This window comes from Pseudomonas muyukensis, from assembly GCF_019139535.1.
GTDB classification, from domain to species: domain Bacteria; phylum Pseudomonadota; class Gammaproteobacteria; order Pseudomonadales; family Pseudomonadaceae; genus Aquipseudomonas; species Aquipseudomonas muyukensis.
This window is the reverse complement of sequence record NZ_CP077073.1, coordinates 3837547-3862398: the sequence shown is the minus strand read 5'-3', so window position 1 is coordinate 3862398 and position 24852 is coordinate 3837547. Positions and strand designations below refer to the sequence as shown.

Genomic DNA, 24852 nt, shown 5'->3' with positions numbered 1-24852 from the left:
GGAGCGGCCTTGTGTCGCGAAAGGGCTGCGCAGCAGCCCCAAGGTCTTCAAGACAATCCACAAACCGGAAACGGCTGGACTCTACAAGATTCGATAACGATTCGCATCCGAGAATCGTTCTCCTATGGCTGCCTCACACCGGCAGCCAAGGACACCCCTCGAATCGAACAAGGAGAAAGGCAGCGATGTTCGCGCCCATCAGCCGTTCCATGACCCTGACCCTGGGTCTGTGTGCCACCGTGATCAGCCCGCTAGCCCTGGCTGAAGAGGCCGAGCCGAAGGCCGAGGACGGTGTGCTGGAGCTCGGCGCCACCGAGGTGCTGGCCCAGGGCCTGGGCAGCACCACGGAGCACACCGGCTCCTACACCACCGGCAGCATGAGCGCGGCCACGCGCCTTAACCTGTCGATCAAGGATACCCCGCAGTCCGTCTCGGTACTGACTCGCCAGCAACTCGACGACTTCCGGCTCGACTCACTCTCCGAAGCCATGGCCCATGTCACCGGCGTCACGGTACAGCGCAACGACTCGGAGCGACCGGCCTATTACGCCCGCGGCTATGCGATCAACAACTTCCAGATCGACGGGATGCTCAACACCTTCTCGGGGCTCAAGTCCGACTCGGACACGATCATCTACGACCGTATCGAGGTGGTGCGTGGCGCCACCGGCTTGACCACCGGCGCCGGCGATCCGTCCGGGACCATCGCCATGGTGCGCAAGCGCCCGACCGGGCAACTGGCGGTGCAGACCGGGCTGAGCGCCGGCAGCTACGACAACTACCGCGGCTACCTCGATGTCGGCGGGCCGTTGGGGTGGCAAGGGCGCCTGCGCGGGCGCACGGTACTGGCCTACCGCGACAGCCAATCGTTCATGGACAAGTACGCCAGCCAGCGTGAAGTGGCCTACGGCATCCTCGAGGCCGACCTGACCGACAGCACCGTGCTGGCGGTTGGCTACGACTACCAGAACAAGCATGTGCAAGGCGCCTCCTGGGGCACCGTGCCGTACTGGAACGCCGAAGGCGGCAAGGCGCACATGGCGCGCTCGACCAACCTGGCGACACCCTGGTCGTCCTGGCCGCTGAAGGACCAGACCCTGTTCGCCAGCCTCGACCAGCGCCTGGGCGAAGACTGGCTGCTCAAGGCCGCCTATACCCAGCGGCGCAGCGACAGTGACGGCAAGGTGTACTACGGCGGCAACGGTTTTCCCGCCGCCGACCGCAGCGGCATGAATGCCTGGACCTCGCACTTCTCTGGGGTCGAGCGCATGCGCGCGGTGGATTTCAACCTGGCTGGGCCCTATGGGTTGTTCGGCCGCAGCCATGACTTCATGGTCGGTTATGGGGTTTCCAAGCTCAGCAGCAGCTCGCCGTTCTATACCGGGCGCAGCGACCCGCCCGGCTACTCGAAGATCGACGACTGGAAGTACATGGGGGCGATCCCCAAGTTCGTCGACCGCGACAGCGGCCTGGATGCTACGCGCTCGTTCACCCGGCAGAAGGCCGGTTACCTGGCCACCCGGCTCAACCCCACCGACCGCCTGCACTTCGTGCTCGGCAGCCGCTACGGCAGCTGGCAGAGCGAAAGCCGCAGCTGGAACTACGACGCCAACCTCAACCTGACCCGCGCCAGCCGCAGCCAGCAGACCCAGAACGACCAGTGGACGCCCTATGCCGGGGTGCTCTATGACCTGACCGAGCAGTACACGGTGTATGCCAGCTACACCGATATCTTCAACCCGCAGACGCGCAAGGATGTCAGCGACAAGTTCCTCGAGCCGATTGTCGGCAAGGTCTACGAGGTGGGCCTGAAGGGCAGCCTGTTCGACGACCGCGCGCACCTGAGCACGGCGCTGTACCGCAGCAAGCAGGACAACGTCCCCGAACTCGACGATTCGGTGCCGCCTGGGCCAAACGGCCAGCAATATTACAAATCCGGTGGCAAGGGCGTGGTGGTGGAGGGCTTCGAGGCCGAACTGGCCGGCGAGGTGATGCCTGACTGGCAAATGAGCCTGGGCTATAGCTACACCCATGCCGCCAGTGGCGACAAGACCCGCAAGAACACCGAGCAGCCTCTGAACCTGGTGCGTTTCTCCAGTACCTACAAGCTGTCACCGCAACTGACCCTGGGCGGCAGCCTCGACTGGCAGAGCGATACCTTCGGCGTGGGGCGGCGCCCGATTGGCCGCGATGCCAAGGGCAATATCGTCACCACCCCTGATCGCATCACCCAGCAGGCGTTCGCCGTGGTCGGGTTGATGGGGCGCTACCACTTCGACGAGCACCTGTCGGCGTCGGTCAACGTCAAGAACCTGTTCGACCAGCACTACTTCAACAACGTCGGCTTCTACAACGGGGTCTACATGGGGGAGCCGCGCACGCTGCTGGTCAGCCTGGACTGGCGGCTGTAGGCTGCCTGGCGCAGAGGGGGGGCCATCGAGTTGAAGACCAAATGCCAGGGCGGCGCCGTTCAGGCGTTACCTAGTGTGTCTTCAGCGCCAGCCCTGGGGCGCCGCCTACGGCTCGGAACCTGAGCGGCGAGCCGCGGCGGCGCCTTGAGGCGTTGCTCATCATGGGCGTCAAAGCTCATCAACCCTTGCCCCAGCCTCGGCTTCTTGGCACCCTTTGCCAGCCATTGCGTCTCGTCAACACAAGGAACCCTCAAGGTGAGCTGGGAAAAAGTCGGTAAAACACTGGCCGCGTCGCTGGTCGTGGCGGTCTGCGTCGCGGCCTTCTACACGGTGCTGCGTGACGACGACCGGCTGCAGGCGCGCCTGACCTACGCCCACCTGACCTACCCCGGGCAGTTCAACGAGCGCGTCACCCAGGCCAACGACCTGCTCAAGTACGAACGCCTGCACGCGCGCGTCGGCGCCATCGCCGCCGGCAACCTCGACCACCAGCAGGTCGACAAGCTGGTCGAGCTGGCCCAGGCGCCGTACCTGCAACTGTTCGCCCGGCCCTTCGAAGCCGGCCTGGTGGATCACCGCACCGGCCTGCTCATCGAGTTGCACAACCCGCGCCAACAGGCGCTGCAGGACGTGCAGATCCGCCTGCCGGGCAAGGGCCTGGTCCAGGTGCGCGATGCTGCCGGCAACGATACCTTGATCCCGGCACCGACCAACCTCATCGACATCCCGGTCATCGACGCCCAGGGCGAGGCCAAGGTCTGGGTGTATTTCGATGCCGACTATTCGCAGATCCGCCAGGGCGGCATCGGCATCCGCCAGGGCGGCGCCAGCGCGCAGATCCACTTGGTGCGCGAGTTCGTCGGCTTCCCCGCCTGGGTGGCGCGCTACAGCCGCGAACTGGTGCTGCTGCTGGCGGCGCTGTCGGGGGCGGTGCTGGTGCTCGGTTACCGTAATCTGAAGCGCCCCTGCAGGGCAGTCGCTGAGGGGAGCAAGCGTGCTCAGTGAATGGCCACAGGGTTGATGTTCACCTGGGTCGAGCCTTTGTACAACGGCTGGCCCAGCACGAACAGGAACTCGAACGCCTTGTCCTTGACCAGTTCACGGCTGTCGATCAGTTCGAGGTTGTAGATCCCGCGCTTGGCCAGCATGAACTGGTTGACCGGGAACTCTTCGCCGGTCGGGTTCGGGTACACCTCCGAGGCCCAGGTGTCGCCGCCGAAGGCGACGATGCCCTGGTCGGCCAGCCACTGGGCGGCGGCCAGGTCGATACCCGGCTCGGTGGCCAGGAACTGCTGGTTGTCCTTGCCGATCAGCTCCAGCCAGCCGGTGTTGAACAGCACCACGTCGCCTTTGCGCAGGGTGATGTTCTGTTTCTTCAGCACCGCCTTGAGGTCGGCGACGGTGAAGGCGGTGCCGCCGGGCACGATGGCCTTGCCGTAGTGGGCGGTCATGTCCAGCACCACGCCGCGGGTCACCATCGGTGGCACCTTCTCGACGCCCAGCTTCTTCACGCCTTCGACGGTGACGAAGTCGGCGGCCTTGTTGCCGTTGTAGTAGACGTTGTCGATACCGATGTGGCCGATGCCGTTGAGCTGGGTGCCGACGCCGGTCCAGCCGTTGACCAGTTCATCGTTGAAGGTGAACTTGTTGCGGCCCAGGCTTTGCCCGGCCTGTTCGCCCGGCTGGATGTTGTACAGGTGGAAGCTGCGGTGGCGGAAGGCGGGCAGGTCCTTGCTCACCGGCACGGCCAGTGGGTAGGTCTTGCCGGTCTTGACCAGGCCGACGGCTTGCTTGACCACTTCGGGGGTGAGCAGGTTGGCGGCGCCGATTTCGTCATTGGCGCCATAAGGGGACTGCTGCCAGTCAGCGGCGATCGCCGAGTGGGCGGTGGCAGCCAGGGCGGCGGCGAGCAGCAGGGGCTTGAAGGCTTTCATGGGGTGTCTCCTGAAGGGGCAAGGCGTTGTCAGGAGTGGATTCTGGGCAGCCCGGCGCCGGGGAAAAAGCCGGCGCCGGGACAATGACTTTTGCCTGGCAGGCAAAGAGCGCGGGTGTTACCAGGCCAGGGGCGCGTCGAAGCCTTTCCAGCATACCCAGCGCCGCACCTCGGCGTGGGCGCCGGTGCCGATCTGCCATTGCGGCCGGCCGCTGTCCAGGGCGATCAACGAGATGAACCCGGCGTGGCTGGCCGCCACCAGGGTGCGGCCGTCGGCGCTGATGTCCAGGGCGCTGATGGTCGAGCCGAGGTAGTGCTGCCAGTGTTCGCCACCGTCCTCGCCAAAGGCGCGCAGGTAGCCATGGGCATCGCCGACGATGTACTCGCCGTGGCGGGCGACCCCGGAATGGATGCGCGCCCCCTGGTGTAGCAGCGGCGTGCGTGGATGGTCGCTGCCGGGCTCGGTATCAAGGCCAGGCAGGTCGGCGACCCGCACGCCGAGGCTGGCGCCTTGGTAGCGGTGGCAGGCATTGAGCAGCAACTGGTCGCCACGGCGGTTGAACAGGGCGAAATGCGGGCACTCGCTGGCCGGGCCGATGGCCGCCACCGGTTGCAGCTGGTCGTCCAGCACCAGGTGGCGCCCATATTGCTCGCCCAGGGCGATCAGTCGGCCATCCGGGGCCAGGGCCGCGTGCGCCATGGCCAGGCCCAGGGCGATGTCATCCGGGTCGACGCCGCGCAGCAGGTCGTCGAGGATGGCCTGCTGGCGCGGCAGCAGGCGGGTGGCGCCGCTGGCGGCGAGCACGAAGATGCCGTCGTCGCTCACCAGCAGCACCCGCTGGCCGCAAGGGAAGGGCGTGAGCGTGATGGGCGCCGGCGGCAGGTCCAGCGGTTCGAACGGATAGCCCGGGGGCAGCCCCTCCAGGCCGTGGGGCCAGGCCAGCCGGGCCACCAGCGGGCCGCCCCAGCCATCGGTGACGCGCACCCCCTCGGCGTTGGCCAGGGCATAGTAGCGCCGTTGCGGGCAGCGGCCGAAATGGCTGATGCCGATCACCGGGGTGACGCTGTGGGCGTCGATGCGCAGCACCTGGCCCTTGTCCTGGGGCAGGCCGACCCGCGCCAGCAGGCTGCCGTCCTCCAGCAGCAACAGGGGGCCGACCCACTGGGCCTGTGCGTCGAGTAACGGCACCAGCGGCTGGTGCGCAGGCGGCCAGGCTTCGCGGAACAGCTGGCGCTGCGGCTCGTCGACGCCAGGCCGGTTGATCGCCAGCAGGGCGGCCTGCCAGGCCTCGAGCAGGTGCCCGGTGGCCGGCGCCGGCGGCTGCGCGAGATCGTCCCATCCGTGCGCGCGGCCCTGCGCGACGTACTGGTTGACGGCCTCGGCATGGGCGATCACCGCCTCGCGCCACTGCTGCTGGGGGTGCTGCTTGTTCATGGCGGATCGAACTCCTTGTTCCGCAATGTTGTCAGGAAGGGTGCATCAAAACGGTGCATGGTACTCCGTCCGCGCCTGTGGTTGTGAGGCTGGGGCTTGATGCGTACCATGCCGGGCATCCTTTCAATAAAAAACGTGCCTCACCGGGCCTGGAGCAGGCAGGTGGGGCGCGTCATATCGCCTTGTCCGCGGAGAACAGTTTTCCCCCATGAATGGTCCCGTACCCACCTCGTTGCCCCCCACCAGCGGCAACGGCAGCTGGCTGAGCGTCATCGCCCTGGCGCTGGCGGCGTTCATCTTCAACACCACCGAGTTCGTCCCGGTGGCGCTGCTCAGCGATATCGGCCGCAGCTTCGACATGGGCACCGCGCAGGTCGGCCTGATGCTGACCATCTACGCCTGGGTGGTGGCGCTGGCCTCGCTGCCGATGATGCTGATGACCCGCAACATCGAGCGCCGGCGCCTGCTGCTGCTGGTGTTCCTGGTGTTCATCGTCAGCCACCTGCTGTCGTGGCTGTCGCAGAGCTTCGCCATGCTGTTGCTCAGCCGCATCGGCATCGCCCTGGCCCATGCCGTGTTCTGGGCCATCACCGCTTCGCTGGCGGTGCGCGTGGCACCGCCCGGGCAACAGGCCAAGGCGCTGGGCTTGCTGGCCACCGGCACCACCCTGGCGATGGTCATGGGCATCCCGCTGGGGCGGGTGGTGGGCGAGGCCCTGGGCTGGCGCATCACCTTCCTGTGCATCGCCGGCGTGGCCCTGGCGACCATGCTTTGCCTGATGAAGTCGCTGCCGCTGCTGCCGAGCCAGAACTCCGGTTCGCTGCGCAGCCTGCCGATCCTGTTCAAGCGCCCGGCGCTGGTGATCACCTATGCGCTGGTGACCCTGGTGATCACCGCGCAGTTCACCGCCTACAGCTACATCGAGCCGTTCGCCTTGCATGTGGCGCAGATCGGCGGCGAGCGCACCACGCTGCTGCTGTTGCTGTTTGGCGGCGCCGGGGTGTTCGGCTCGCTGCTGTTCAGCCGCTACAGCGACCGCTACCCCCAGGGTTTCCTGGTCGGGGCGATCGGCGCGCTGGCCGCCTGCCTGTTGTTGCTGCTGCCGCTGTCTGGCAACTTCTATGTGTTCGCCGGGCTGAGCATGGTCTGGGGCGTGGCGATCCTCAGCTTCAGCCTGGCGTTGCAATCCAAGACCCTCAAGCTGGCTTCGGATGCCACCGACGTGGCCATGGCGCTGTTCTCGGGGATCTACAACATCGGCATCGGCGGCGGCGCCTTGCTCGGCAGCATCGTCAGCAGCCAGACGGGCGTCGCTCACATTGGCCTGGTGGGCGGCAGCGTGGCCGTGGTCGGGTTGCTGCTGGCGCTGGCCAGTACTCGGCGCTTTCGCGAGGCGCAGGGGCATCCGCCGGCCTGATTGGGCGGCGGCGGGGCACAGGGGGCGGGCTTGCTCGGCGAGTAGCGGCATGCTCGCTGCCACCCTTCAGATCAGCAAGGCCGACCACGCCGACACCAGCAACAACCCCGCCAACCCCTGGTTGAACCCGCGCAACCGCCGTGGCGAGCGTAACCAGCGGGCGCTGCCCACCCCCATCAGCGCCCAGGCGGTCATGCTTGGCAAGGCCACCAGCAAAAACACCAGGGTCAGCCACCACATCGGCAACGCCGGGCTGGCGAACAGGCCGACCATGGCCACCGCCGTCACCCAGACCTTGGGGTTGACCACCTGCAAGGTCGCCGCGCTCAGTGGCGCCAGCCCAGCGCTGGTGCCTTGCGCCAGCGGCGCACCGGCGCTGCGTAGCATCTTCCACGCCAGCCAGCTCAGCCACAGCGCCCCCGCCCAGCTCATCGCCTGCTGCGCCAGCGGGTAGCGCAGCAGTACTTGCCCCAAGCCAAGCCCGACCATCAGCACCACCAAGGCCGCCGCCAGACAGGCGGCGATGATTGGCGCGGCGCTGGCGCGCAGGCCGTGACGGGCGCCATGGGCGAGGATCAGCAGGTTGGTCGGCCCCGGGCTGATACTGGCGGCGACGGCGAAGAGGATGAAGGGCAACAGCGTATGCGACATGGCGAAAGCTCCGGTTGTTCGAAGCCCCATGCTCGCCTTGGGCGGGTGTTCAGTCTGGAAGGTTTGAGCAGCGCTTGCGGTAGTCCGCCGGGGTCAGTCGGTAGGCGCGGCGGAACCAGCGACCCAGGTGGCTCTGGTCGGCGAAGCCCAGGGCCGAGGCCACGGCGGCGGGCGTCTGGCCACCGGCCAGCAGGCGTCGCGCCCGGGCCAGGCGCAGCTGGATCAGGTAGGCGTGCGGGGCCAGGCCGAAGGCGGCCTTGAAGGCGCGGGTCAGGCGGAAGCGGTCGACGCCGCACACCTGGGCCAGCTCGGCCAGGCCGATGTCCTGGTCCAGGTGGGCATGCAGGTAGTCGCGGGCAAGCTGCGCGGTCAGCGGCAGGCGTGGGTCGGGGTCCAGGCGCTTGCGCCAGTGCAGGTGGCCGGTGAGGCAGGCCAGCAGGTCGTCCAGGGCGGTCTGGCGGACGATGCGCAGCTCCTGCTGATGGACCGTCGTGAACGCCCGGGCGGTGGCCCCGGCCAACCGCGAGTCATGGTGCAGCAGGGCGCTGAAACCGGGCAGGGCGTCCCGCGGTGCCTGCTCGAACAGCGCGCGCAACTCGGTATCGAGCCAGTTGGGGTCCAGGTACAGCGTGGAGTAGGTGAAGCCGTCCGCGGTCGGTGCGTGGCCGTCGTGCAGGTCGGCGGGCTCCAGCAGGAACACTTGCCCAGGCGTGCTCTGATGGCGCTGGCGGCGGCAGTTGAACTGCTGCACGCCTTGCTCGGTGAAGCCCACCAGGAAGCTGTCGTGCCAGTGCGGGTCGTAGGCGTGGCCGACGAAGTGCGCGCGCACCGACTCGATGCCGCTGTCGGCGTCTTGTCTGAGGTCGATCCAGTTGTTCATGGCGATGGCCGTGCTGCGTCGAGGCGCTTACCTTAGCGCAGAACCTGCCGGCGGTTTAGAACGATTGTGCAGCCATCAACGCTGGGCGAACGCCAGGTTGATGCCCAGCCCGGCGAACGAGGCGGCAAAGCCGCGGCGCAGCCAGGCCTGGACCTTGGGCGAGTCGATCACCGCGCGGCGGAACAGGTGGGCGAGCAGGCCGTAGAGCACGAACACGACGAAGGTCATGGCCATGAACACGGCGCTCAGGCCGAGCATCTGCCCGGTCGCGGAGCCCGCGTGCGGGTCGATGAACTGCGGCAGGAAAGCCAGGAAGAACAGCGTCAGCTTGGGGTTGAGGATGTTCAGCAGACAGGCCTTGAGCACCAGCTGCCCGGCACTGGCGGGGGCGGCCTTGGCGTCCACGGCGAAGGCCGCGCGATCGCGCCAGGTGGCGTAGGCCAGGTACAGCAGGTAGGCGACGCCGGCGAACTTCAGCCCCTGGAACGCCAGGGCGCTGGTGTGCAGCAGCGCCGACAGGCCCAGCACCGAGGCCAGCAGGTGCGGGACGATGCCCAGGGTGCAGCCCGAGGCGGTCCACAGGCAGGCGCGGCGCCCGGCCACCAGGGCACTGGAGACGGTGAGGATGACCCCGCTGCCGGGGATCAGCACGATGATCAGGGCGGTAAGCAGAAATTCCAGGCTCGGCATCGCAGGCAGCTCCTTGCAGTCGGCGGTGGATGCACTATACGCCCGGTGCCAGGCGCTGCAACATCTCCTCCGGGCGCAGGGTGGCGAAGCGTTCGCCCAGCCACTGGTGCAACTGCGCCACGGCAGGGGTGAGCTGCTTGCGGTGCGGGCACACCAGGGTCACTGGGGTCAGCTCGCCCGGGTGCTCGGGCAACAGCACCTCCAGTTCGCCGGCGGCGACGTTGCGGCTGACATCCAGCCACGACTTGTAGACGATCCCTTCGCCCTCCAGGGCCCAGCGCCGCACCACATCGGCGTCGTCGCTGAACAGCGGCCCGCGCACCTGCACGGTGCGGTTGCCCAGGCGCCACTTGTCGTACACCCGGCTCTGTTGCAGGTACAGCAGGCAGTCGTGCTGCAGCAGGTCGTCGGGGCTGCGCGGGCGGCCATGGCGGGCCAGGTAGTCGGGCGAGGCCACCAGCACCCGGCGATTCCACGGCGCCAGGGGCAGGGCGATGTAGTTGGCGTCTTCGTTCAGGCCGTAGCGGATGGCGACATCCACCGGGTCGCGGTACAGGTCGGCCAACTGGTCGGAGAGAAAGAACCGCAGGCCCAGCCCTGGATGCTCGCGGCGAAATGCGCTGAGCCATGGCCGCAGCAGGTTGCGGCCCATGTCCGAAGGCGCCGCCACCTGCAGCACGCCGCGTAGGCAGCTGTGGCTGCCATGCAGGTCTTCGCGGCCCTGGCGCAGGGCTTCGAGCACCCGCTGGGCAGTGGGCAGGTACAGCTCGCCCTCGGCGGTCAGGCGCAGGCTGCGGGTGGTGCGGGCGAACAGCCGCACATCGAGCTCGCGTTCCAGGCGCTTGACCGCCGCCGCCACTTGGCCCGGCAGCAGGTCGGCCTCGTGGGCGGCCGCGGTGAAACTGCCCAGGGCGCTGGCCCGGGTGAACAGTTCCAGGTCGGTGATACGCAGCATTTTCACTCCAGGGATGAAAGTGTTGCTGCATTGTGCTGGTTTTTCTTTCGTGGCGGGAAGATAAGATTTGCCTCATTCACGATCCCTTGAGGAATTGCCGTAGATGGACACCGTTACTCTCGCCAAGCGCCGTTACACCACCAAAGCCTACGATGCCAGCCGCAAGATCCCTCAGGCCACCCTTGATGCCTTGCTCGAGCAACTGCGTCACAGCCCTTCGTCGGTCAACTCGCAGCCCTGGCACTTCATCGTCGCCGACAGCGCCGAAGGCAAGGCGCGCCTGGCCAAGGCCACCGATGAACGCTTTGCCTACAACAGCCCGAAAATTCGCGATGCCTCCCATGTGCTGGTGTTCGCCGCCCGTACCGAGATGACCGAAGCCCACCTGCAGGCGGTGTTGCAGCAGGAGGCCAGCGACGGCCGTTTTCGCACGGAGCAGTCGCGCGATACCCAGGACCAGACGCGTCGCGGTTATGTGAACCTGCACCGCCATGACTTCAAGGACGTGCAGCACTGGATGGAGAAACAGGTCTACCTGGCCCTGGGTACCGCGTTGCTGGGCGCCGCCGCCCATGGGCTGGACGCCACGCCGATCGAAGGTTTCGATGCCAAGGCCCTGGATGCCGAGCTGGGCCTGCGTGAGCGTGGCTACACCAGCGTGGTGCTGTTGAGCCTGGGCTATCGCAGCGAGGAAGACTTCAACGCCGGGCTGAGCAAGTCGCGCCTGCCGGCTGCCGAGGTGTTCACCTTCCTCTGATGGCGCAGGTTGGCACCGGCGTTGGCGGTGTTCGCCAGCAAGGCTGGCTACGGGTGTTGCAGGCCGTAAGCGTTGTAGGAGCCGGCTTGCCGGCGAACACCGGCGCAGCCGGTGCCAGCCACCGCGTCGCCTGGTTCGCCAGCAAGCTGGCTCCTACGGGTGTTGCAGGCCGTAAGCGTTGTAGGAGCCGGCTTGCCGGCGAACACCGGCGCAGCCGGTGCCAGCCACCGCGTCGCCTGGTTCGCCAGCAAGCTGGCTCCTACGGGTATTGCAGGCCGTAAGCGTTGTAGGAGCCGGCTTGCCGGCGAACACCGGCGCAGCCGGTGCCAGCCACCCCGTCGCCTGGTTCGCCAGCAAGCTGGCTCCTACGGGTATTGCAGGCCGTAAGCGTTGTAGGAACCGGCTTGCCGGCGAACACCGGCGCAGCCGGTGCCATCTACCGCGTCGCTTGGTTCGCCAGCAAGCTGGCTCCTACACGACGATGCCCCGTGCGCTGTAGGAGCCAGCCTTGCTGGCGAAACAGACGACACAGGTGTGCCGGGCTTACACCGCCCGGGCCTGCAGCTGGCGCAGGCCGAAGGAGATCAGCCAGGCCGCGCCGGCCAGCTTCAACAGCAGGAACGCCGTGGGCAGCGACACCAGCAGGGCGTCCACGCCCATGGCCACGGCGCCGTTCAAGCTACTGCCTGGTTCTGCTTACCAGAGCGCTACCGCCGCCCCATTCACCACCCGCCCGAACACCGCCAGCGCGACGTCGATATCGGCCTCCTGGGTATAACGCCCCAGGCTCAGGCGCACGCTGTTGCGCGCCTGGCGCTCGTCCAGGCCCAGCGCCAGCAGAACATGCGAGGCCGCATTACTCGCCGAGTTGCACGCCGAGGTGCTGGACAGCGCCAGCTCGCCAGCCAGGGCCAGGCTGTTGAAACCCTTGGCGTCGATGCACAGGTTCAAGGTATGCGGGATTCGCTGCAACGGGCAGCCATTGAGGCTCACCCCGGGCAGGGCCAGCAGACCGTCGCGCAACCGCTGGGCCAGGTGCGCAATGTGTTGGTACTCCGGTTCGCCCGGTTGGCCAGCGAGGGCGAAGGCGCTGCCCATGCCGACGATCTGGTGGGTGGCCAGGGTGCCGGAGCGCAGGCCGCGCTCATGGCCGCCGCCATGCATCTGCGCGCGCATCAGCGCGCGCGCGCGGGGGCCGACATACAAGGCGCCGATGCCCTTGGGGCCATAGACCTTGTGCGCCGAGAACGACATCAGGTCGACCGCCTGCCGGCCCAGGTCGATCAGCACCTTGCCCACCGCCTGGGCGGCGTCCACATGCAGCAGCGCGCCATGCGCGCGTACCAGGGCGCCGAGCTGGGCGAAGTCGGTGACCGTGCCCAGTTCGTTGTTCACCGCCATCAGCGACACCAGCCGGGTGTCCGGGCGCAGCGCCGCGCGCACGGCGTCGGGCTGGATCAGGCCCTGGTCGTCCGGCGCCAGGCGGGTCACCGCCCAGCCCAGGCGCTCCAGCTCGGCAGCGGTGTCGAGCACGGCCTTGTGTTCGAGCTGGCTGGTGATCAGGTGCCCCGGTTGCCCGCAGCCTTGGGCGATGCCTTTGAGCGCCAGGTTGTTGGATTCGGTGGCACCGGAGGTCCACACCAGCTCATCGGCCTGGGCGCCAACCCGCGCGGCAACCTGGGCCCGGGCCTGCTCGACCGCTTCGCGGGCGGCCTGGCCATGGGCATGGCCGCTGGAGGCCGGGTTGCCGAACGTGGCGTCGCGGCCCAGGCAACTGAGCATGGCGGCGATGACGCGGTCATCGGCCGGGGTAGTGGCGGCGTAGTCGAAGTAGAGCGGGGTGCTGGGCATGATTGCGGCGAGTCCGTGCAGGGACGCCGCCTGTCGGCGTCCATGTACTGCATCCTACGGGGGGCTGTAGGTGAATGTTTTTCCTATGTGCCAGTAGTTCGCGGTCTTTGTGAAATAAAAAAACCGTGTTTCAACGCAAGGAAGAAAATTTTTCTCCTGGCGCCTCGCGGGCATGCACCATTACAGCGCTCAGGCGCTTTCCAGCGCCTGCTGGTCCTGGGCCACCACCCGCTCGCACAACTCGATGATCTGCTCGCGCATCCAGCGGTTGGCGGGGTCCTGGTCGGTGCTTTCGTGCCAGTACAGGTGGGTCTCCAGGGCCGGGATCTCCACCGGCAACGGCTGGTGGCGCAACTGGTGGCGACGGGCGAAGCGCTCGGGCACGGTCATCACCATGTCGGTCTGCTGCAACACCTGCGAGGCCATCAGGTAGTGTTGCGAGCGCAGCGCCACGCGGCGCTGCACGCCCATCTTGCCCAGGGCCAGGTCGACGTAGCCCAGGCCGTTGCGGCGGCTGGAAATATGGATGTGGGTCATGCCCAGGTAGCTGTCCAGGGTCAGCTTGCTCTCGGCCAGCGGATGGCCAGGGCGCATGGCGCACACGTAGTGGTCCTGCATCAGCTTGACGTGGCGCACCTGCGGGTCGGTGTTCAGCGGTGCGTCGACGGCGAAGTCCAGGCGCCCGGCGGCCAGTTCCTTGGTGGTTTCGCGGCGCTTGCACAGGAAGCTCTCGATCACCAGCGCCGGGGCCAGGCGCCGCAGGCGCTGGAACAGCGGCGGCAGGATCACCGCCTCGGTGAGGTCGGTCATGCTGATGCGAAAGGTCTTGCTGGCCTGCAGCGGGTTGAAGATGCGGCTCTCCTGCACCGACGTGCGCAGCAGCGACAGGGCGTTGCGCACCGGGCCGATGATGTTCTGCGCCATGGGCGTGGGCACCATGCCCTGGGCGGTGCGCACGAACAGCGGGTCGTTGAAGGTTTCGCGCAGGCGTGACAGGGCGTTGGACACGGCTGGCTGGGTGATGCCGACGATTTGCCCGGCGCGGGTCAGGTTGGCTTCGGTGTAGATGGCGTCGAAGACGATGAACAGGTTGAGGTCGACCTTGCTGAGGTTCATGGGCGCCGCTCTTTGTTGGAGTTATCGGTCGATCATATATCGGTTATGAATGTTTATACACGCAGAAAATAGACTAGGTGGATGAAGGGTGACTGTTCTAGGCTCAGCCCCATGTTCTTCATTGACGGAAGGTAGCCCCGATGGATTTCGCCTATTCGCCCAAGGTCCAGGCGCTGCGCGAGCGTGTCAGCGCGTTCATGGATGCATACGTGTACCCGGCCGAGCCGGTGTTCGAGCGCCAGGTTGCCGAGGGCGACCGCTGGCAGCCTACCGCGATCATGGAGCAGCTCAAGGCCAAGGCCCGTGACGAAGGGCTGTGGAACCTGTTCCTGCCCGAGTCCGAGTATGGCGCCGGGCTGAACAACCTGGAGTACGCGCCGCTGGCCGAGATCATGGGCCGTTCGCTGCTGGGGCCGGAGCCGTTCAACTGCTCGGCGCCGGACACCGGCAACATGGAAGTGCTGGTGCGCTATGGCAGCCAGGCGCAGAAGCGCCAGTGGCTCGAGCCGCTGCTGCGTGGCGAGATCCGTTCGGCGTTCGCCATGACCGAGCCGGACGTGGCCTCCTCGGACGCCACCAACATGGCCGCCAGCGCCGTGCGCGACGGTGATGAGTGGGTGATCAACGGTCGCAAGTGGTGGACCTCCGGTGCCTGCGACCCGCGCTGCAAGGTGATGATCTTCATGGGCCTGTCCAACCCCGAAGGCCCGCGCCACCAGCAGCATTCGATGATCCTGGTGCCCACCGACGCGCCCGGGGTGAGGATCGTTCGCCCGCTGCCGGTGTTCGGCTACGACGACGCGCCTCACGGCCATGCTGAAGTGGTGTTCGAGAACGTGCGGGTGCCTTACGAGAACGTGCTGCTCGGCGAGGGCCGTGGTTTCGAAATCGCCCAGGGCCGCCTCGGCCCAGGCCGCATCCATCATTGCATGCGTTCGATCGGCATGGCCGAACGCGCCCTTGAGCTGATGTGCAAGCGCTCGGTCGAGCGCACCGCCTTCGGCCGGCCGCTGGCGCGGTTGGGCGGCAACGTCGACAAGATCGCCGACTCGCGCATGGAAATCGACATGGCCCGCCTGCTGACCCTGAAGGCTGCCTACATGATGGACACCGTCGGCAACAAGGTGGCGCGCAGCGAGATTGCGCAGATCAAGGTGGTGGCGCCCAATGTCGCGCTCAAGGTGATCGACCGGGCCATCCAGATCCATGGCGGGGCAGGGGTGAGTGGTGATTTCCCGCTGGCCTACATGTATGCGATGCAGCGCACCCTGCGCCTGGCCGACGGGCCGGACGAAGTGCACCGGGCGGCGATTGGCAAGTACGAGATCGGCAAGTACGTGCCGAAGGAGATGTTGCGTAGCGGGCACTGACGAGCATCGTGACCCGCCTGCTCAGGTTCGGCTGCACGCCTGAGCAGGCTGGTTACAGGGTTGGTTTTAAGACTTTTCTCTAGGCGGGGTAGGAAAGGTCTCTTTCGCTTTTTCTCGGGTAACAGGGCGAACTTCATTTGTTAGGTTCTTGAGCTTTCAGGGCAAAAGGAACCTGCTCATGTATCGCGTCAGTCTTGATGGTAAAGGCCAGGCAGTAGATGGTGATGTCACCACCACGGGTGCAATCTGCATCGCCAGCGGTGAGGGTTACATCTGTGATGGGCGCAAGGTCCTGCGGGTCGGGGACTCGACTACCGAATGTCCGCTCTGCTGCCAACCTGGCGTCGTTGTAGAGGGCTACCTCGGGTGGATTTCCGACGGTCAGCCACTGGCGATGGATGGTTCCCTGGTTGCCTGTGGCTGCCCGAACGGCAGTAACAGGGTGGTTGCTCCTCTGGGTGGAATGGCGCCGTCCAGTCATCCCATGCATGGCAGGCAGACAAACGCGGCGACGGCCCCCAGCGCCCGCACTCTCCATGCGCCAGCCAGCGCACAGATGCCTGGCGCCATCGCCTCTGTGCAAGTCGGGTTGGAACCCGGTTTTCATATCGTCCCCCGCAGCATGTCCGGCCCCCAGGTACTGGCGCAGTTGTTGGCGCAGGACAGCACACTGCCTATTGCACGTATCCAGCGCCTGAACCCTACCTTCGAGCAAGGTTTCAAGGCCGGTGAAATCTTTGTCCTCGGTGACCCCGACAACCACCACGCCTGCACCCGTGAGGAAGCCGACCTGATGGCTGCGGCGCAGCGGGCGCGGGAGGCACTGGCTGTGCTCGACGAGCAGGAGGCCAACTTCATGATGCAGCACATTGGCGAGGTCGCCGGGGTGCTCAATGGTGCGAGTCAATCCATGGGCGTTGGCAAGGACATGCTGTCGCGCGGGCTGGGGCAGGTGGGAGATACGCTCAAGGGGCTGGAAAGCCTGCATCAGCGCGAGTTCACCTTGCATGGGCATCTCAATAGCCCGCAATTCTTCGCATCACGTCGAGCGCTCTATCAGCAGCTGGATGCACAACTGCGTAGTGCGTTTCTGGGCAAGTACCTGAACCTCGGTGGGCATGACAGTCTGCGCAAGAGCTTGAATATCTCTACTAAAAGCCTCGTGCATCACTGGTCCAAGGCTGGTGCGCCGGGAGCAGTACCGGGGTATGCGACGCATTTGGATGAAGTGGCGAGGATGACGAAGTATTTGAAGTATGGCGGGCATGTGGCAGTGGGCTTGGGGGCGACATCTTCTTACATGAAGATTTACGAAGCTTGCCGTGCGGGAGAAACTGAAGCGTGCAAAAAGGTCAGGCTTACTGAAACCGGTAGCTTTACTGGAGCCCTTGGAGGAGGAGCCGCTGGGGCCTGGGGCGGACAAATGGCAAGTAAGTACGTTTGTTTTTTAGGTCCGTTGGGGAGAGTAGCCTGTGGAGTCGCGATGGTCGGGGCCGGCTCTTTTGTGGGTAGTACTGTTTTGGGGCAAGTCGGAGAGAGGACTGGAGAGATAATTTACGAGGCTGCATATGATTGACTTGAGCCATTGGCCAGCTGGGCTGAGGATTGCGATATTATTGGTGCCATTCGTGAGTGCATTTGCCGGTATTGTACTAATTACGCATATGGCCTCCTCCAGGCAATTCGATGTTATGTGTGCGGCACTTCATCGAAGTCAGTGTCTGCGTGATGAGCTGAAGAAGGGGGGAGGTTACACTTTGAAATTTAGATCTATGACGGTTAGTGCTATGGCGGGTGAGCTATTGTGGCCGACTTTGTCAATTCGGAGAGGTAGTCTGAATGCTGAAGACTATCGTGAGTTTCCGCTCTATCTAAAAAGGCGTATGAGGGTTGCGGCTTGTTGTATTTTTACTGCCTTGAGCGGATCGGCGTTTATTGTTTTTTTCGTTGATTTTACTCGGCCTTGAAACGCTGCGTGCGTGCTTATGATTGATTTGAGCTGGTGGCCTGTGGAATTGAGGATAGTGTTGCTACTCGCTCCTTTCGTTATTCTGCTGGCCGGGCTTGCAATTCAGTTGCATATCGCAGGCTCGCGCCATTTCTAGGTAATGTGCGAAGCATTGCAGCGAAGCGAAGGTCTTCGCGAAGAACTGAAAAACGGTGGCGCGCTGACGCTAAAGTTTCGACTGATGACAGTGAGTGCCATGACGGCCGGCATGTTCTGGCCTAAGTTAAGATTCGTCAGGGGTGGCCGAATCCGGAGGATGGTCGCGATTTCCGGTCTACCTGAAAAGGCGCATGAAGCTAGGTATGTACTGCATTCTGATCGCTGTTGTTTGGATGGCTTTCGTTGCTCTCCTGGTGCAGGTCAAGTGTGTCTAATGCCTCGTCGGCGGTGATCTTGGTGGCCTCGGCGTTGACCTTGGCCATGTCACGAAGCAACTCGGCGGTTTGCTTGCCGCTCTCGGCCTGACGTTTTCCCGTTCGACGTTGATCAGCGTGAGCTGCTTCTCGGTCTTGGTTTCGGTGGTACGTTGGGTCTGCTGGCGCTTGGCCTCGACGTCCTAGGCGCTGCGGGCGGAGACCAGCTCCTTCTCTTCTTCCCTGAGCCGGTTCTGCCGCACACCGGCCAGCCCGGGCAGCGCCTGCTTGCCTGGCAAGGGCAAAAGACCCGCCGCAGCGGGTCCTCTTGTCAATTTTCAGTCCGGCGGACTCACACCCCCGCCGCCAGCTTCGCACCCACCTGCCGACGACGATACGCGCTGTCCCGACTGGCCAGCCACCCGTACAGCGGCGAGGTGATCGCCAGCCCCACCAGCCACGACAGGTCGGCGCCATTGATGTGCGCGGACACCGGCCCGACATACAGCGGCGTGTTCATGAACGGGATCTGCACCGCGATGCCCACCGCATAGGCGATCAGCGCCTGCGGGTTGTAGCGCCCGTAGATGCCGCCGTCGACCTTGAAGATCGAGTCGATGTCGTAGTCGCCCTTGTGGATGACATAGAAGTCGATCAGGTTGATCGCCGTCCACGGCACCAGCACCACCAGCAGCACCAGTACCATGTCGACGAAGTGGCCGATGAAGTCTGCCGAGGCGAACACCGCCACCACGCAGCAGGCGGCGAGGACGATCAGCGACAGCACGGCGCGGCTCTTGGCGGTGGGGATCCAGCGGTAGGCGAAGGTCTGCACCAGGGTGATGATCGACAGCACCGCGCCGTACAGGTTGAGGGCGTTGTGGCTGATCACGCTGAGCAGGAACAGCACCAGCATCAGTGGGCCGAGGGTGCCGGTGGCGAGTTTTACCGCGTCCATGGTGTCCATGCCCGCCGGGATCGCCAGCACCGCGACCGCGCCGAAGATGAACGATAGGCTCGAACCCAGGGCCGAGCCCAGGTAGGTGGTCCAGAAGGTCGAGGAAACCTTCACGTTGGCCGGCAGGTAGCGCGAGTAGTCCGACACATAGGGGGCGAAGGCGATTTGCCACAGCGCCGCCAGCGACACGGTGGCCAGCCAGCCGGCCAGGTTGAAGCCGCCACGGGTGAGGAAGTCGTCGCTTTGCACATGGCTGAAGATGTAGCCGAAGCCGACCACGATGCCGATGCCCAACACCCAGGTGCCGATACGGTTGAGCACGTGGATGAAGCGGTAGCCGATGATGCCGATGATGCCCGAGCCCAACGCGCCGACGACGATGCCCACCGGTACCGGCACGGCGTCGACCACGCCGTGCAGCGATTTGCCGGCGAGCACGATGTTGGAGGCGAAGAAGCCGATGTACATCACCCCGGCGATCACCACCACTAGCAGGGCGCCGAGCGAACCGAACTGGGCGCGGCTCTGGATCATCTGCGGGATGCCCATCTGCGGGCCCTGGGCCGAGTGCAGGGCCATGAGCACGCCGCCGAGCAGATGGCCGACCAGGATGGCGACGATGCCCCACAGCAGGTTGAGGTGGAACAACTGCACGCCCAGGGCGCCGGTGACGATGGGCAGCGGGGCGATGTTGCCGCCGAACCACAGGGTGAACAGGTCCCTTACCTTTCCATGGCGGTCTTGCGGCGGCACGTAGCCGATCGTGTGTTTCTCGATGAGGGGGGCCGAATTGGCTGCACGGGTCATGACGGACTCCAAGGCAAGGTGGGGCAAGCGAGGCTGCCCAGGTGCGTGCCGGCAACGGGCGACGCGTTCTTGTTGGAGCGATGATGCGGGGCGGGTGGAGCGGGGGAAATTAGTAAATTTGTGCTTATGGACGTTAAAAAACCTAAGGCTGGGGCGTGCGCATGCTGCGTTCATGGAACAAATCGCACTCATTGATTTAGCGTGACCCCTGTAGGAGCCGGCCTTGTGTCGCGATAGGGGTGCGCAGCGCCCCCCGTTCTGCGTATCAAGCTGATATTGCCGGGGCCGCTATGCGGCCCTTTCGCGACACAAGGCCGCTCCTACAGGGGACTGTGGGCCCTTGTAGGAGCCGGCTTGCCGGCGAACCAGGCGCTGTGGTGGTTGGAGTCTGACGGTTTGAATTCAAGCGGGCCGGGGCCGCTATGCGGCCCTTTCCGACCGGGCCGACGCCTCGGCAAGGCCGCGCCTACATCGGCAACACCCGGTCCTGGATCACCTCCTTCATCACCAGCGTCGAACTGAGCCGCCTGACGTTGGGGATGCTGGTCAACTGCTCGTCGTACAGCTTCTGGAACGCCGGCAGGTCCTTGGCCACCACGTGCAGCAGGTAGTCCGGGTCGCCGAACAGCCGCTGCGCCTCGACGATCTGCGCGATCTCGCCCAGGGCCGCCTCGAAGTCGGCGACCGGCTGGCGGGTGACCTCGCGCAAGGTCACGAACACCAGCGCGGCGAAGTTCAGGCCCAGTGCGGCCGGGGCCAGGCGCGCGTGGTAACCGAGGATGGCGCCGGACTCTTCCAGCGCCTTGAGCCGGCGGTGGCAGGGCGACAGGCTCAAGCCCACGCGATCGGCCAGTTCGGTCACCGACAGGCGCCCGTCTTTTTGCAGCTCGGCAAGGATTTTTCGATCGGTGCGATCCATGGGGGAGAATATTCCAGTTTGGCGGCTTGAATGGGAAATATACGAAAGAAAGTCCCCCGGCGATATCCGTAATCTTGCTTTCACTGAAACCGTTGTGAAAGGAAACCATCGAAGTGGCCATGAGTGTATTGGCGGCGTTCTGGGCCGTCTCGTTCCTGTTCGTGATCACCCCGGGCGCCGACTGGGCCTATGCCATCTCCGCCGGCATGCGTGGCCGTTGGGTGGTGTCGGCGGTGGCGGGCATGCTGTCCGGGCATTTTCTCGCCACCTTGATCGTCGCTGCCGGGGTCGGCAGCCTGATCGCCGGGCACCCGCTGGCACTGACCCTGCTGACCCTGGCCGGCTGCCTGTACCTGTTGTGGCTGGGCGGCAACCTGCTGCTCAACCCGGCGGTGCCCGAGGCAGGGGCGAGCGGCGAGGGCGACAGCGGCTCGCGCTGGGCGCTCAAGGGGTTCTGCGTCAGCGGGCTCAACCCCAAGGTGTTCCTGTTGTTCCTGGCATTGCTGCCGCAGTTCACCGACCCGCAATCGAACTGGCCACTGCCGTTGCAGATCCTGCTGCTGGGGCTGGTGCACCTGTGCAGTTCGCTGGTGATCTACCTGTTGGTGGGGTACGGCGCCAAGGCGGTGCTGCGTACCCGCCCGGCGGCGGCGCGGCTGGTCGGGCGGGTGTCGGGGGTGGCGATGATCGCCATTGCCCTGGGGTTGGTGGTGGGGCAGTTGGCGTAGGCGCGATCCGCAGCGTCAGGGCAAAGGCGATCGTTGCAGGCGCCGGCGTAGCCGGTGCCCGCCACCGCGTTACAGAACCGGCGCCACCTGTTGCATCTCCACCCCATCGAGCAACGCCTCGACCACCGCCTTGGCGGCATCCAGCCCGTGGTCGTTGGCCATCAGCAAGTCCTGGCAGGTGCCGCTTGCCAGTTCCATGGCCTTTAGGTTGGTGGCGAACGCGCCCTTGAGCAGGGTGGACAGGTGCACCAGCGCATCTTCGAGATCGACGCCCTCGCGCACGGCGAACAGCGACGGGTGGCTGCACTCGCAATTGCCGAAACTACAAGGGGCCGTGGTGGCGCGGGAAGGGGGATCGGGTAGACCTTTCGTCATTGTGTCGCTCCTTGATTCAATGGAGCCGCCACAAATCGCTACCAAACGAATGGTGACGGCTGTACGCAGGTTGGTAGACCGGGAATCAAGGAAACCGGCGCGCACGAAGGCGCCCCACGCACAGCCGCCATAAATCGAAACAGCGGGCACAAAAAAAGCGCCAACCGAATCGCTAAGCGGCGCTAGTGCGCCTTGATTGATCGCGGGCTACCAAACCCGGCTGCTGGACTTACAGCAGCGGCGCAAGGTTACCGGGCTCAGCGAAGCGTTTCAAGGCAGGTTCATCTGCGGATACACTTGCCCCACTCACAACAACAAGGATGTGCATGATGCCCGAAACCAGCAACCTGTTAGCGTTCGCCCTGATCAGCCTGGGCATGGTCCTGACCCCCGGGCCGAACATGATCTACCTGATTTCCCGTTCCATCTGTCAGGGCCGCGTGGCAGGGCTGATTTCATTGGGCGGGGTGGCCCTGGGCTTCATCTTCTACATGCTTTGCGCCGCGCTGGGCATCACCGCCCTGGTGATGGCGGTGCCGTTTGCCTATGACGCCTTGCGCATCGGCGGTGCCTTGTACCTGCTGTACCTGGCCTGGCAGGCGTTGCGCCCCGGCGGCCGCTCGCCGTTCCAGGTGCGCGACCTGCCGGCCGACAGCCCGCGCCGGTTGTTCGCCATGGGGTTTCTGACCAACCTGCTCAACCCCAAGATCGCCGTCATGTACCTGTCGCTGATGCCACAATTCATCGAGCCGGGCCACGGCAGCGTACTGGCGCAGTCGCTGGTGCTGGGTACTACCCAGATCGCTATCAGCGTCACGGTCAACGCGCTGATCGCCTTGATGGCCGGCTCGATTGCCGTGTTTCTCGCCGGACGGCCCTTGTGGCAGCAGTTGCAGCGCTGGTTGATGGGCACCGTGCTGGCCGGGCTGGCCCTGCGCATGCTGGCCGAAGGGCGGCACTGAACGTCGCGGTAATGCCAAGGGAACGTTTTGCCCACGGGTGATTTCTTACCCTCAGGGATGACAACGTGCCCGGGATGACCGAGACATGAAAACACGCCAGCAGAGCAAAGCTGTCAACCTGAAGTCACCGCCGCCTTGCCTGCTGGGCAGCGACGCGGTCAGTGGCCTGCTGCGCGCCATGGACTGGTGTGATTCGCCCCTGGGGCCGCCACAGGCTTGGTCGCCGGGGCTGCAGGCGATCATGGCCATGCTGTTGCCGGCCCAGGCGCAGATCGTGCTGTTCTGGGGCGTGCAGTACATTGCCCTGTACAACGATGCCTACGGGCCGAGTATCGGTATCAAGCACCCGCGGGCGCTGGCGCGGCCGGCCGAGGAAAACTGGCGCGAGCTGTGGAGCGACCTGGAGCCGCTGCTGCGCGGCGTGCGGGAGACCGGCAGGACGTTCGCCGCCAAGGACCGGCCGTTCTACATCGAACGCCAGGGCCTGGGCGAGACGACCTATTTCGATGTGTCCTACTCGGCGGTACGCGAGGCCGACGGCAGCGTCGGCGGGGTGCTGTGCATCGTCACCGATACCACCGAACGGGTGCGCTTCCAGCGTCGCCAGGCCTTTTTGCTGGAGCTGCGCCAGGCCTTGCCGGGGTTGGGCGATGCCGAGCGCATCGAGGCCCACGCGATCCGCCGCCTGGGCGAGGAACTGGGCGCGGCGCGGGTGTGCTTCGGTGAGGACCTGGGCGATGCCTGCCACTACCGGGTAAGCCAGGAGTGGGCCGCTGGGGTGCCTTCGCTGGTCGGCGACAACCCCTACGCCGGCCTTGATCCGGCGCTGTACGGCGCGCTGCTGGCCGGCCAGCGGGTGCGTCACGAGCACCTGGCCGATACGCCGCAGCGGGGCGCCAGCCTGTATGTTCCGGTACTGCGCGCCGAACGCCTGGAGGCGATGCTCGCGGTGCACTTCCATGGTTCGCACCTGTTCGGCGAGGATGAGTGCCTGCTGGTCGAGGAGACCGCCAAGCAGGTCTGGGCGGCGCTGACCCATGCCCGTGCCGAGCGCGCCCTGCACGCGCTGAACGAGAACCTCGAGGAGCGTGTGGCGCGCATGCTGGCCCAGCGCGAGTCTGCCCTGCTGCAGTTGCATGAGGCGCGCAAGATGGAAATGGTCGGCCAACTCACCGGCGGTATCGCCCACGACCTCAACAACATGCTGACGCCCATCATCGCCTCGCTCGAACTGCTGCGCCGGCATCCGCAGCCGGAGCGCGCCGAGCGCCTGATCGACGGCGGCCTGCAGGCCGCGGAGCGAGCGCGCAACCTGGTTGGGCGGCTGCTCAGCTTCGCCCGGCGGCAAACCTTGAAACCCTTGGTGGTCTCGTTGGCCACGCTGATCGAGGACATGCACGAACTGATGACCCGCTCGCTGGGGCCGACCATCGTCCTGCGCATTCGTATCGACACGGCATTGCCCGGGGTGCTGGTGGACCCGCACCAGTTGGAGCTGGCCGTGCTCAACCTGGTGGTCAACGCCCGCGATGCAATGGCCGAAGGCGGCCAGTTGACCATTTGCGCAGGCCTGGGTGAAGACGATGGGCACCAGGCGCCGAACCCTTTGGCGGGGCGTCAGGTCTGGCTACAGGTGGAGGATAACGGCTGCGGCATGAGCGAGGAGGTTTTGGGGCGCTGTGTCGAGCCGTTCTATTCGACCAAGGGGGCAGGCCGCGGCACCGGGCTGGGCTTGCCGATGGTGCAGGGGCTGGCGTTGCAGTCCGGTGGCGGTTTTGCGATTCATTCAAGGGCCGGGCAGGGCACCGAGGCGACCCTGTGGTTGCCGGTGGGTGAAGCGCCCCAGGTGGCCCGCGCGCCTGCCGAGCTGCCCCTGACAGGTCGTGTGCGGCGGGTGTTGCTGGTGGATGATGAAGCCTTGGTGCGCCATGCCACGCAGATGCAGTTGCAGGCCCTGGGGTATGAGGTGAGCGAGGCCGAGGGGCCGCTGCAGGCGTTGGCCCTGCTTGACCAGGGGCTACGCCCGGATTTGTTGCTGACCGACCATGTCATGACCGAGATGACCGGTGTGCGTTTCGCCCAGCAGGTGCGCGAGCGCCTGGCGGACCTGCCGGTGCTGATCATCACCGGCTATGCCAACCTGACGCCGCGCGAACTGCATGGTTTCGAGGTGCTGCGCAAACCGTTCCGCCAGGATGAGCTGGCGCAGAGCCTGGCGCAGCTGTTGCGCGGCAGGGGCTGAGGCGGTGGGGTTGGCTTTTGGGCAGGGGGGCTTG

Annotated in this window: 21 protein-coding genes and 1 pseudogene; 9 read left to right on the top strand and 13 right to left on the bottom strand. The window is 65.6% G+C overall.

Annotation, left to right across the window (positions count from 1 at the left end; all coding sequences use genetic code 11):
• Positions 1-185: 185 nt before the first annotated feature.
• A complete protein-coding gene (locus KSS95_RS17095; protein WP_217848245.1) occupies positions 186-2411 on the top strand; it encodes a TonB-dependent siderophore receptor in 2226 nt (741 codons plus the stop codon).
• Positions 2412-2666: 255 nt separating this feature from the next.
• Complete coding sequence (locus KSS95_RS17090; protein ID WP_217848244.1) at positions 2667-3416, top strand: hypothetical protein; 750 nt, start codon at positions 2667-2669, stop codon at positions 3414-3416.
• Here KSS95_RS17090 and KSS95_RS17085 read toward each other — a convergent pair.
• Both KSS95_RS17085 and KSS95_RS17080 read right to left on the bottom strand, forming a co-directional pair.
• On the bottom strand, positions 3410-4345 hold the full coding sequence (locus KSS95_RS17085) for a cyclase family protein (RefSeq protein ID WP_217848243.1): 936 nt from the start codon (positions 4343-4345) through the stop codon (positions 3410-3412). The genes KSS95_RS17090 and KSS95_RS17085 overlap by 7 nt on opposite strands.
• A 117-nt stretch (positions 4346-4462) precedes the next feature.
• Positions 4463-5779 (bottom strand): hypothetical protein, encoded by a 1317-nt coding sequence (locus KSS95_RS17080; protein ID WP_217848242.1) that lies wholly within the window; start codon positions 5777-5779, stop codon positions 4463-4465.
• Positions 5780-5987: 208 nt separating this feature from the next.
• On the opposite strand from KSS95_RS17080, the gene KSS95_RS17075 reads away from it, so the two are divergent.
• A complete protein-coding gene (locus KSS95_RS17075; RefSeq protein WP_217848241.1) occupies positions 5988-7196 on the top strand; it encodes a sugar transporter in 1209 nt (402 codons plus the stop codon).
• A 66-nt stretch (positions 7197-7262) separates the two neighbouring features.
• On the opposite strand, the gene KSS95_RS17070 is transcribed toward KSS95_RS17075, so the two are convergent.
• From KSS95_RS17070 to KSS95_RS17055, 4 genes are all read right to left on the bottom strand, one after another.
• A complete protein-coding gene (locus KSS95_RS17070) occupies positions 7263-7847 on the bottom strand; it encodes a LysE family translocator (RefSeq protein WP_217848240.1) in 585 nt (194 codons plus the stop codon).
• 49 nt (positions 7848-7896) lie between these two features.
• Positions 7897-8727 (bottom strand): AraC family transcriptional regulator, encoded by an 831-nt coding sequence (locus KSS95_RS17065; protein WP_217848239.1) that lies wholly within the window; start codon positions 8725-8727, stop codon positions 7897-7899.
• A gap of 75 nt (positions 8728-8802) precedes the next feature.
• The gene (locus tag KSS95_RS17060; protein ID WP_217848238.1) at positions 8803-9417 is read right to left on the bottom strand and encodes a LysE family translocator; all 615 of its coding nucleotides are present in this window, start codon (positions 9415-9417) and stop codon (positions 8803-8805) included.
• A gap of 34 nt (positions 9418-9451) precedes the next feature.
• Entirely contained in the window at positions 9452-10372 is a 921-nt protein-coding gene (locus KSS95_RS17055) for a LysR family transcriptional regulator (RefSeq protein ID WP_217848237.1), read from the bottom strand.
• A 103-nt stretch (positions 10373-10475) separates the two neighbouring features.
• Here KSS95_RS17055 and nfsB point away from each other — a divergent pair, with 103 nt between their 5' ends.
• Positions 10476-11129 (top strand): oxygen-insensitive NAD(P)H nitroreductase, encoded by a 654-nt coding sequence (gene nfsB / locus KSS95_RS17050; RefSeq protein WP_217848236.1) that lies wholly within the window; start codon positions 10476-10478, stop codon positions 11127-11129.
• Between the two features lie 543 nt (positions 11130-11672).
• Here the strand turns inward: nfsB and KSS95_RS24635 are convergent.
• The 3 genes from KSS95_RS24635 to KSS95_RS17040 all read right to left on the bottom strand — a co-directional run bounded on the left by KSS95_RS24635 (position 11673) and on the right by KSS95_RS17040 (position 14096).
• Positions 11673-11807, bottom strand: coding sequence for a hypothetical protein (locus tag KSS95_RS24635; protein ID WP_263974798.1), 135 nt, complete (start codon positions 11805-11807; stop codon positions 11673-11675).
• 18 nt (positions 11808-11825) lie between these two features.
• Positions 11826-12980: a cysteine desulfurase family protein gene (locus tag KSS95_RS17045; RefSeq protein WP_217848235.1), complete on the bottom strand. Its 1155-nt coding sequence runs from the start codon at positions 12978-12980 to the stop codon at positions 11826-11828.
• 189 nt (positions 12981-13169) lie between these two features.
• On the bottom strand, positions 13170-14096 hold the full coding sequence (locus KSS95_RS17040; protein ID WP_134692992.1) for a LysR family transcriptional regulator: 927 nt from the start codon (positions 14094-14096) through the stop codon (positions 13170-13172).
• Positions 14097-14236: 140 nt separating this feature from the next.
• On the opposite strand from KSS95_RS17040, the gene KSS95_RS17035 reads away from it, so the two are divergent.
• Both KSS95_RS17035 and KSS95_RS17030 read left to right on the top strand, forming a co-directional pair.
• Complete coding sequence (locus KSS95_RS17035) at positions 14237-15466, top strand: acyl-CoA dehydrogenase (RefSeq protein ID WP_217848234.1); 1230 nt, start codon at positions 14237-14239, stop codon at positions 15464-15466.
• A gap of 178 nt (positions 15467-15644) precedes the next feature.
• Positions 15645-17042 (top strand): PAAR domain-containing protein, encoded by a 1398-nt coding sequence (locus tag KSS95_RS17030; protein ID WP_217848233.1) that lies wholly within the window; start codon positions 15645-15647, stop codon positions 17040-17042.
• Positions 17043-17854: 812 nt separating this feature from the next.
• On the opposite strand, the pseudogene KSS95_RS17025 reads toward KSS95_RS17030, so the two are convergent.
• From KSS95_RS17025 to KSS95_RS17015, 3 genes and pseudogenes are all read right to left on the bottom strand, one after another.
• Positions 17855-18117, bottom strand: a pseudogene (locus KSS95_RS17025) (SPFH domain-containing protein); the annotation flags it as partial.
• A 62-nt stretch (positions 18118-18179) separates the two neighbouring features.
• Positions 18180-19592: a purine-cytosine permease family protein gene (locus tag KSS95_RS17020; RefSeq protein ID WP_217848232.1), complete on the bottom strand. Its 1413-nt coding sequence runs from the start codon at positions 19590-19592 to the stop codon at positions 18180-18182.
• Positions 19593-20058: 466 nt separating this feature from the next.
• The gene (locus tag KSS95_RS17015; RefSeq protein ID WP_217848231.1) at positions 20059-20511 is read right to left on the bottom strand and encodes an Lrp/AsnC family transcriptional regulator; all 453 of its coding nucleotides are present in this window, start codon (positions 20509-20511) and stop codon (positions 20059-20061) included.
• 113 nt (positions 20512-20624) lie between these two features.
• Here KSS95_RS17015 and KSS95_RS17010 point away from each other — a divergent pair, with 113 nt between their 5' ends.
• Positions 20625-21239, top strand: a complete 615-nt coding sequence (locus tag KSS95_RS17010; RefSeq protein WP_217848230.1) for a LysE family translocator — start codon at positions 20625-20627, stop codon at positions 21237-21239.
• A gap of 69 nt (positions 21240-21308) precedes the next feature.
• Here the strand turns inward: KSS95_RS17010 and KSS95_RS17005 are convergent, their stop codons facing one another.
• Positions 21309-21530, bottom strand: coding sequence for a hypothetical protein (locus KSS95_RS17005; protein WP_217854010.1), 222 nt, complete (start codon positions 21528-21530; stop codon positions 21309-21311).
• Positions 21531-21943: 413 nt separating this feature from the next.
• On the opposite strand from KSS95_RS17005, the gene KSS95_RS17000 reads away from it, so the two are divergent.
• Together KSS95_RS17000 and KSS95_RS16995 are read left to right on the top strand one after the other, a co-directional pair.
• Positions 21944-22576: a LysE family translocator gene (locus KSS95_RS17000; RefSeq protein WP_134694142.1), complete on the top strand. Its 633-nt coding sequence runs from the start codon at positions 21944-21946 to the stop codon at positions 22574-22576.
• An 85-nt stretch (positions 22577-22661) separates the two neighbouring features.
• Complete coding sequence (locus KSS95_RS16995; RefSeq protein WP_437179556.1) at positions 22662-24818, top strand: ATP-binding protein; 2157 nt, start codon at positions 22662-22664, stop codon at positions 24816-24818.
• The last annotated feature ends 34 nt before the right edge of the window (positions 24819-24852 follow it).

What these genes read in the sequence shown, in the direction of transcription:
- KSS95_RS17030 (WP_217848233.1), top strand. Translation starts at nt 15,645, where the DNA reads ATGTATCGCGTCAGTCTTGATGGTAAAGGCCAGGCAGTAGATGGTGAT.
- KSS95_RS17080 (WP_217848242.1), bottom strand. Translation starts at nt 5,779, where the DNA reads ATGAACAAGCAGCACCCCCAGCAGCAGTGGCGCGAGGCGGTGATCGCC.
- KSS95_RS17035 (WP_217848234.1), top strand. Translation starts at nt 14,237, where the DNA reads ATGGATTTCGCCTATTCGCCCAAGGTCCAGGCGCTGCGCGAGCGTGTC.
- KSS95_RS17060 (WP_217848238.1), bottom strand. Translation starts at nt 9,417, where the DNA reads ATGCCGAGCCTGGAATTTCTGCTTACCGCCCTGATCATCGTGCTGATC.
- nfsB (WP_217848236.1), top strand. Translation starts at nt 10,476, where the DNA reads ATGGACACCGTTACTCTCGCCAAGCGCCGTTACACCACCAAAGCCTAC.
- KSS95_RS17015 (WP_217848231.1), bottom strand. Translation starts at nt 20,511, where the DNA reads ATGGATCGCACCGATCGAAAAATCCTTGCCGAGCTGCAAAAAGACGGG.
- KSS95_RS17000 (WP_134694142.1), top strand. Translation starts at nt 21,944, where the DNA reads ATGCCCGAAACCAGCAACCTGTTAGCGTTCGCCCTGATCAGCCTGGGC.
- KSS95_RS17040 (WP_134692992.1), bottom strand. Translation starts at nt 14,096, where the DNA reads ATGAACCTCAGCAAGGTCGACCTCAACCTGTTCATCGTCTTCGACGCC.
- KSS95_RS17095 (WP_217848245.1), top strand. Translation starts at nt 186, where the DNA reads ATGTTCGCGCCCATCAGCCGTTCCATGACCCTGACCCTGGGTCTGTGT.
- KSS95_RS17075 (WP_217848241.1), top strand. Translation starts at nt 5,988, where the DNA reads ATGAATGGTCCCGTACCCACCTCGTTGCCCCCCACCAGCGGCAACGGC.
- KSS95_RS16995 (WP_437179556.1), top strand. Translation starts at nt 22,662, where the DNA reads ATGAAAACACGCCAGCAGAGCAAAGCTGTCAACCTGAAGTCACCGCCG.
- KSS95_RS17020 (WP_217848232.1), bottom strand. Translation starts at nt 19,592, where the DNA reads ATGACCCGTGCAGCCAATTCGGCCCCCCTCATCGAGAAACACACGATC.
- KSS95_RS17065 (WP_217848239.1), bottom strand. Translation starts at nt 8,727, where the DNA reads ATGAACAACTGGATCGACCTCAGACAAGACGCCGACAGCGGCATCGAG.
- KSS95_RS17055 (WP_217848237.1), bottom strand. Translation starts at nt 10,372, where the DNA reads ATGCTGCGTATCACCGACCTGGAACTGTTCACCCGGGCCAGCGCCCTG.
- KSS95_RS17045 (WP_217848235.1), bottom strand. Translation starts at nt 12,980, where the DNA reads ATGCCCAGCACCCCGCTCTACTTCGACTACGCCGCCACTACCCCGGCC.
- KSS95_RS17070 (WP_217848240.1), bottom strand. Translation starts at nt 7,847, where the DNA reads ATGTCGCATACGCTGTTGCCCTTCATCCTCTTCGCCGTCGCCGCCAGT.
- KSS95_RS17085 (WP_217848243.1), bottom strand. Translation starts at nt 4,345, where the DNA reads ATGAAAGCCTTCAAGCCCCTGCTGCTCGCCGCCGCCCTGGCTGCCACC.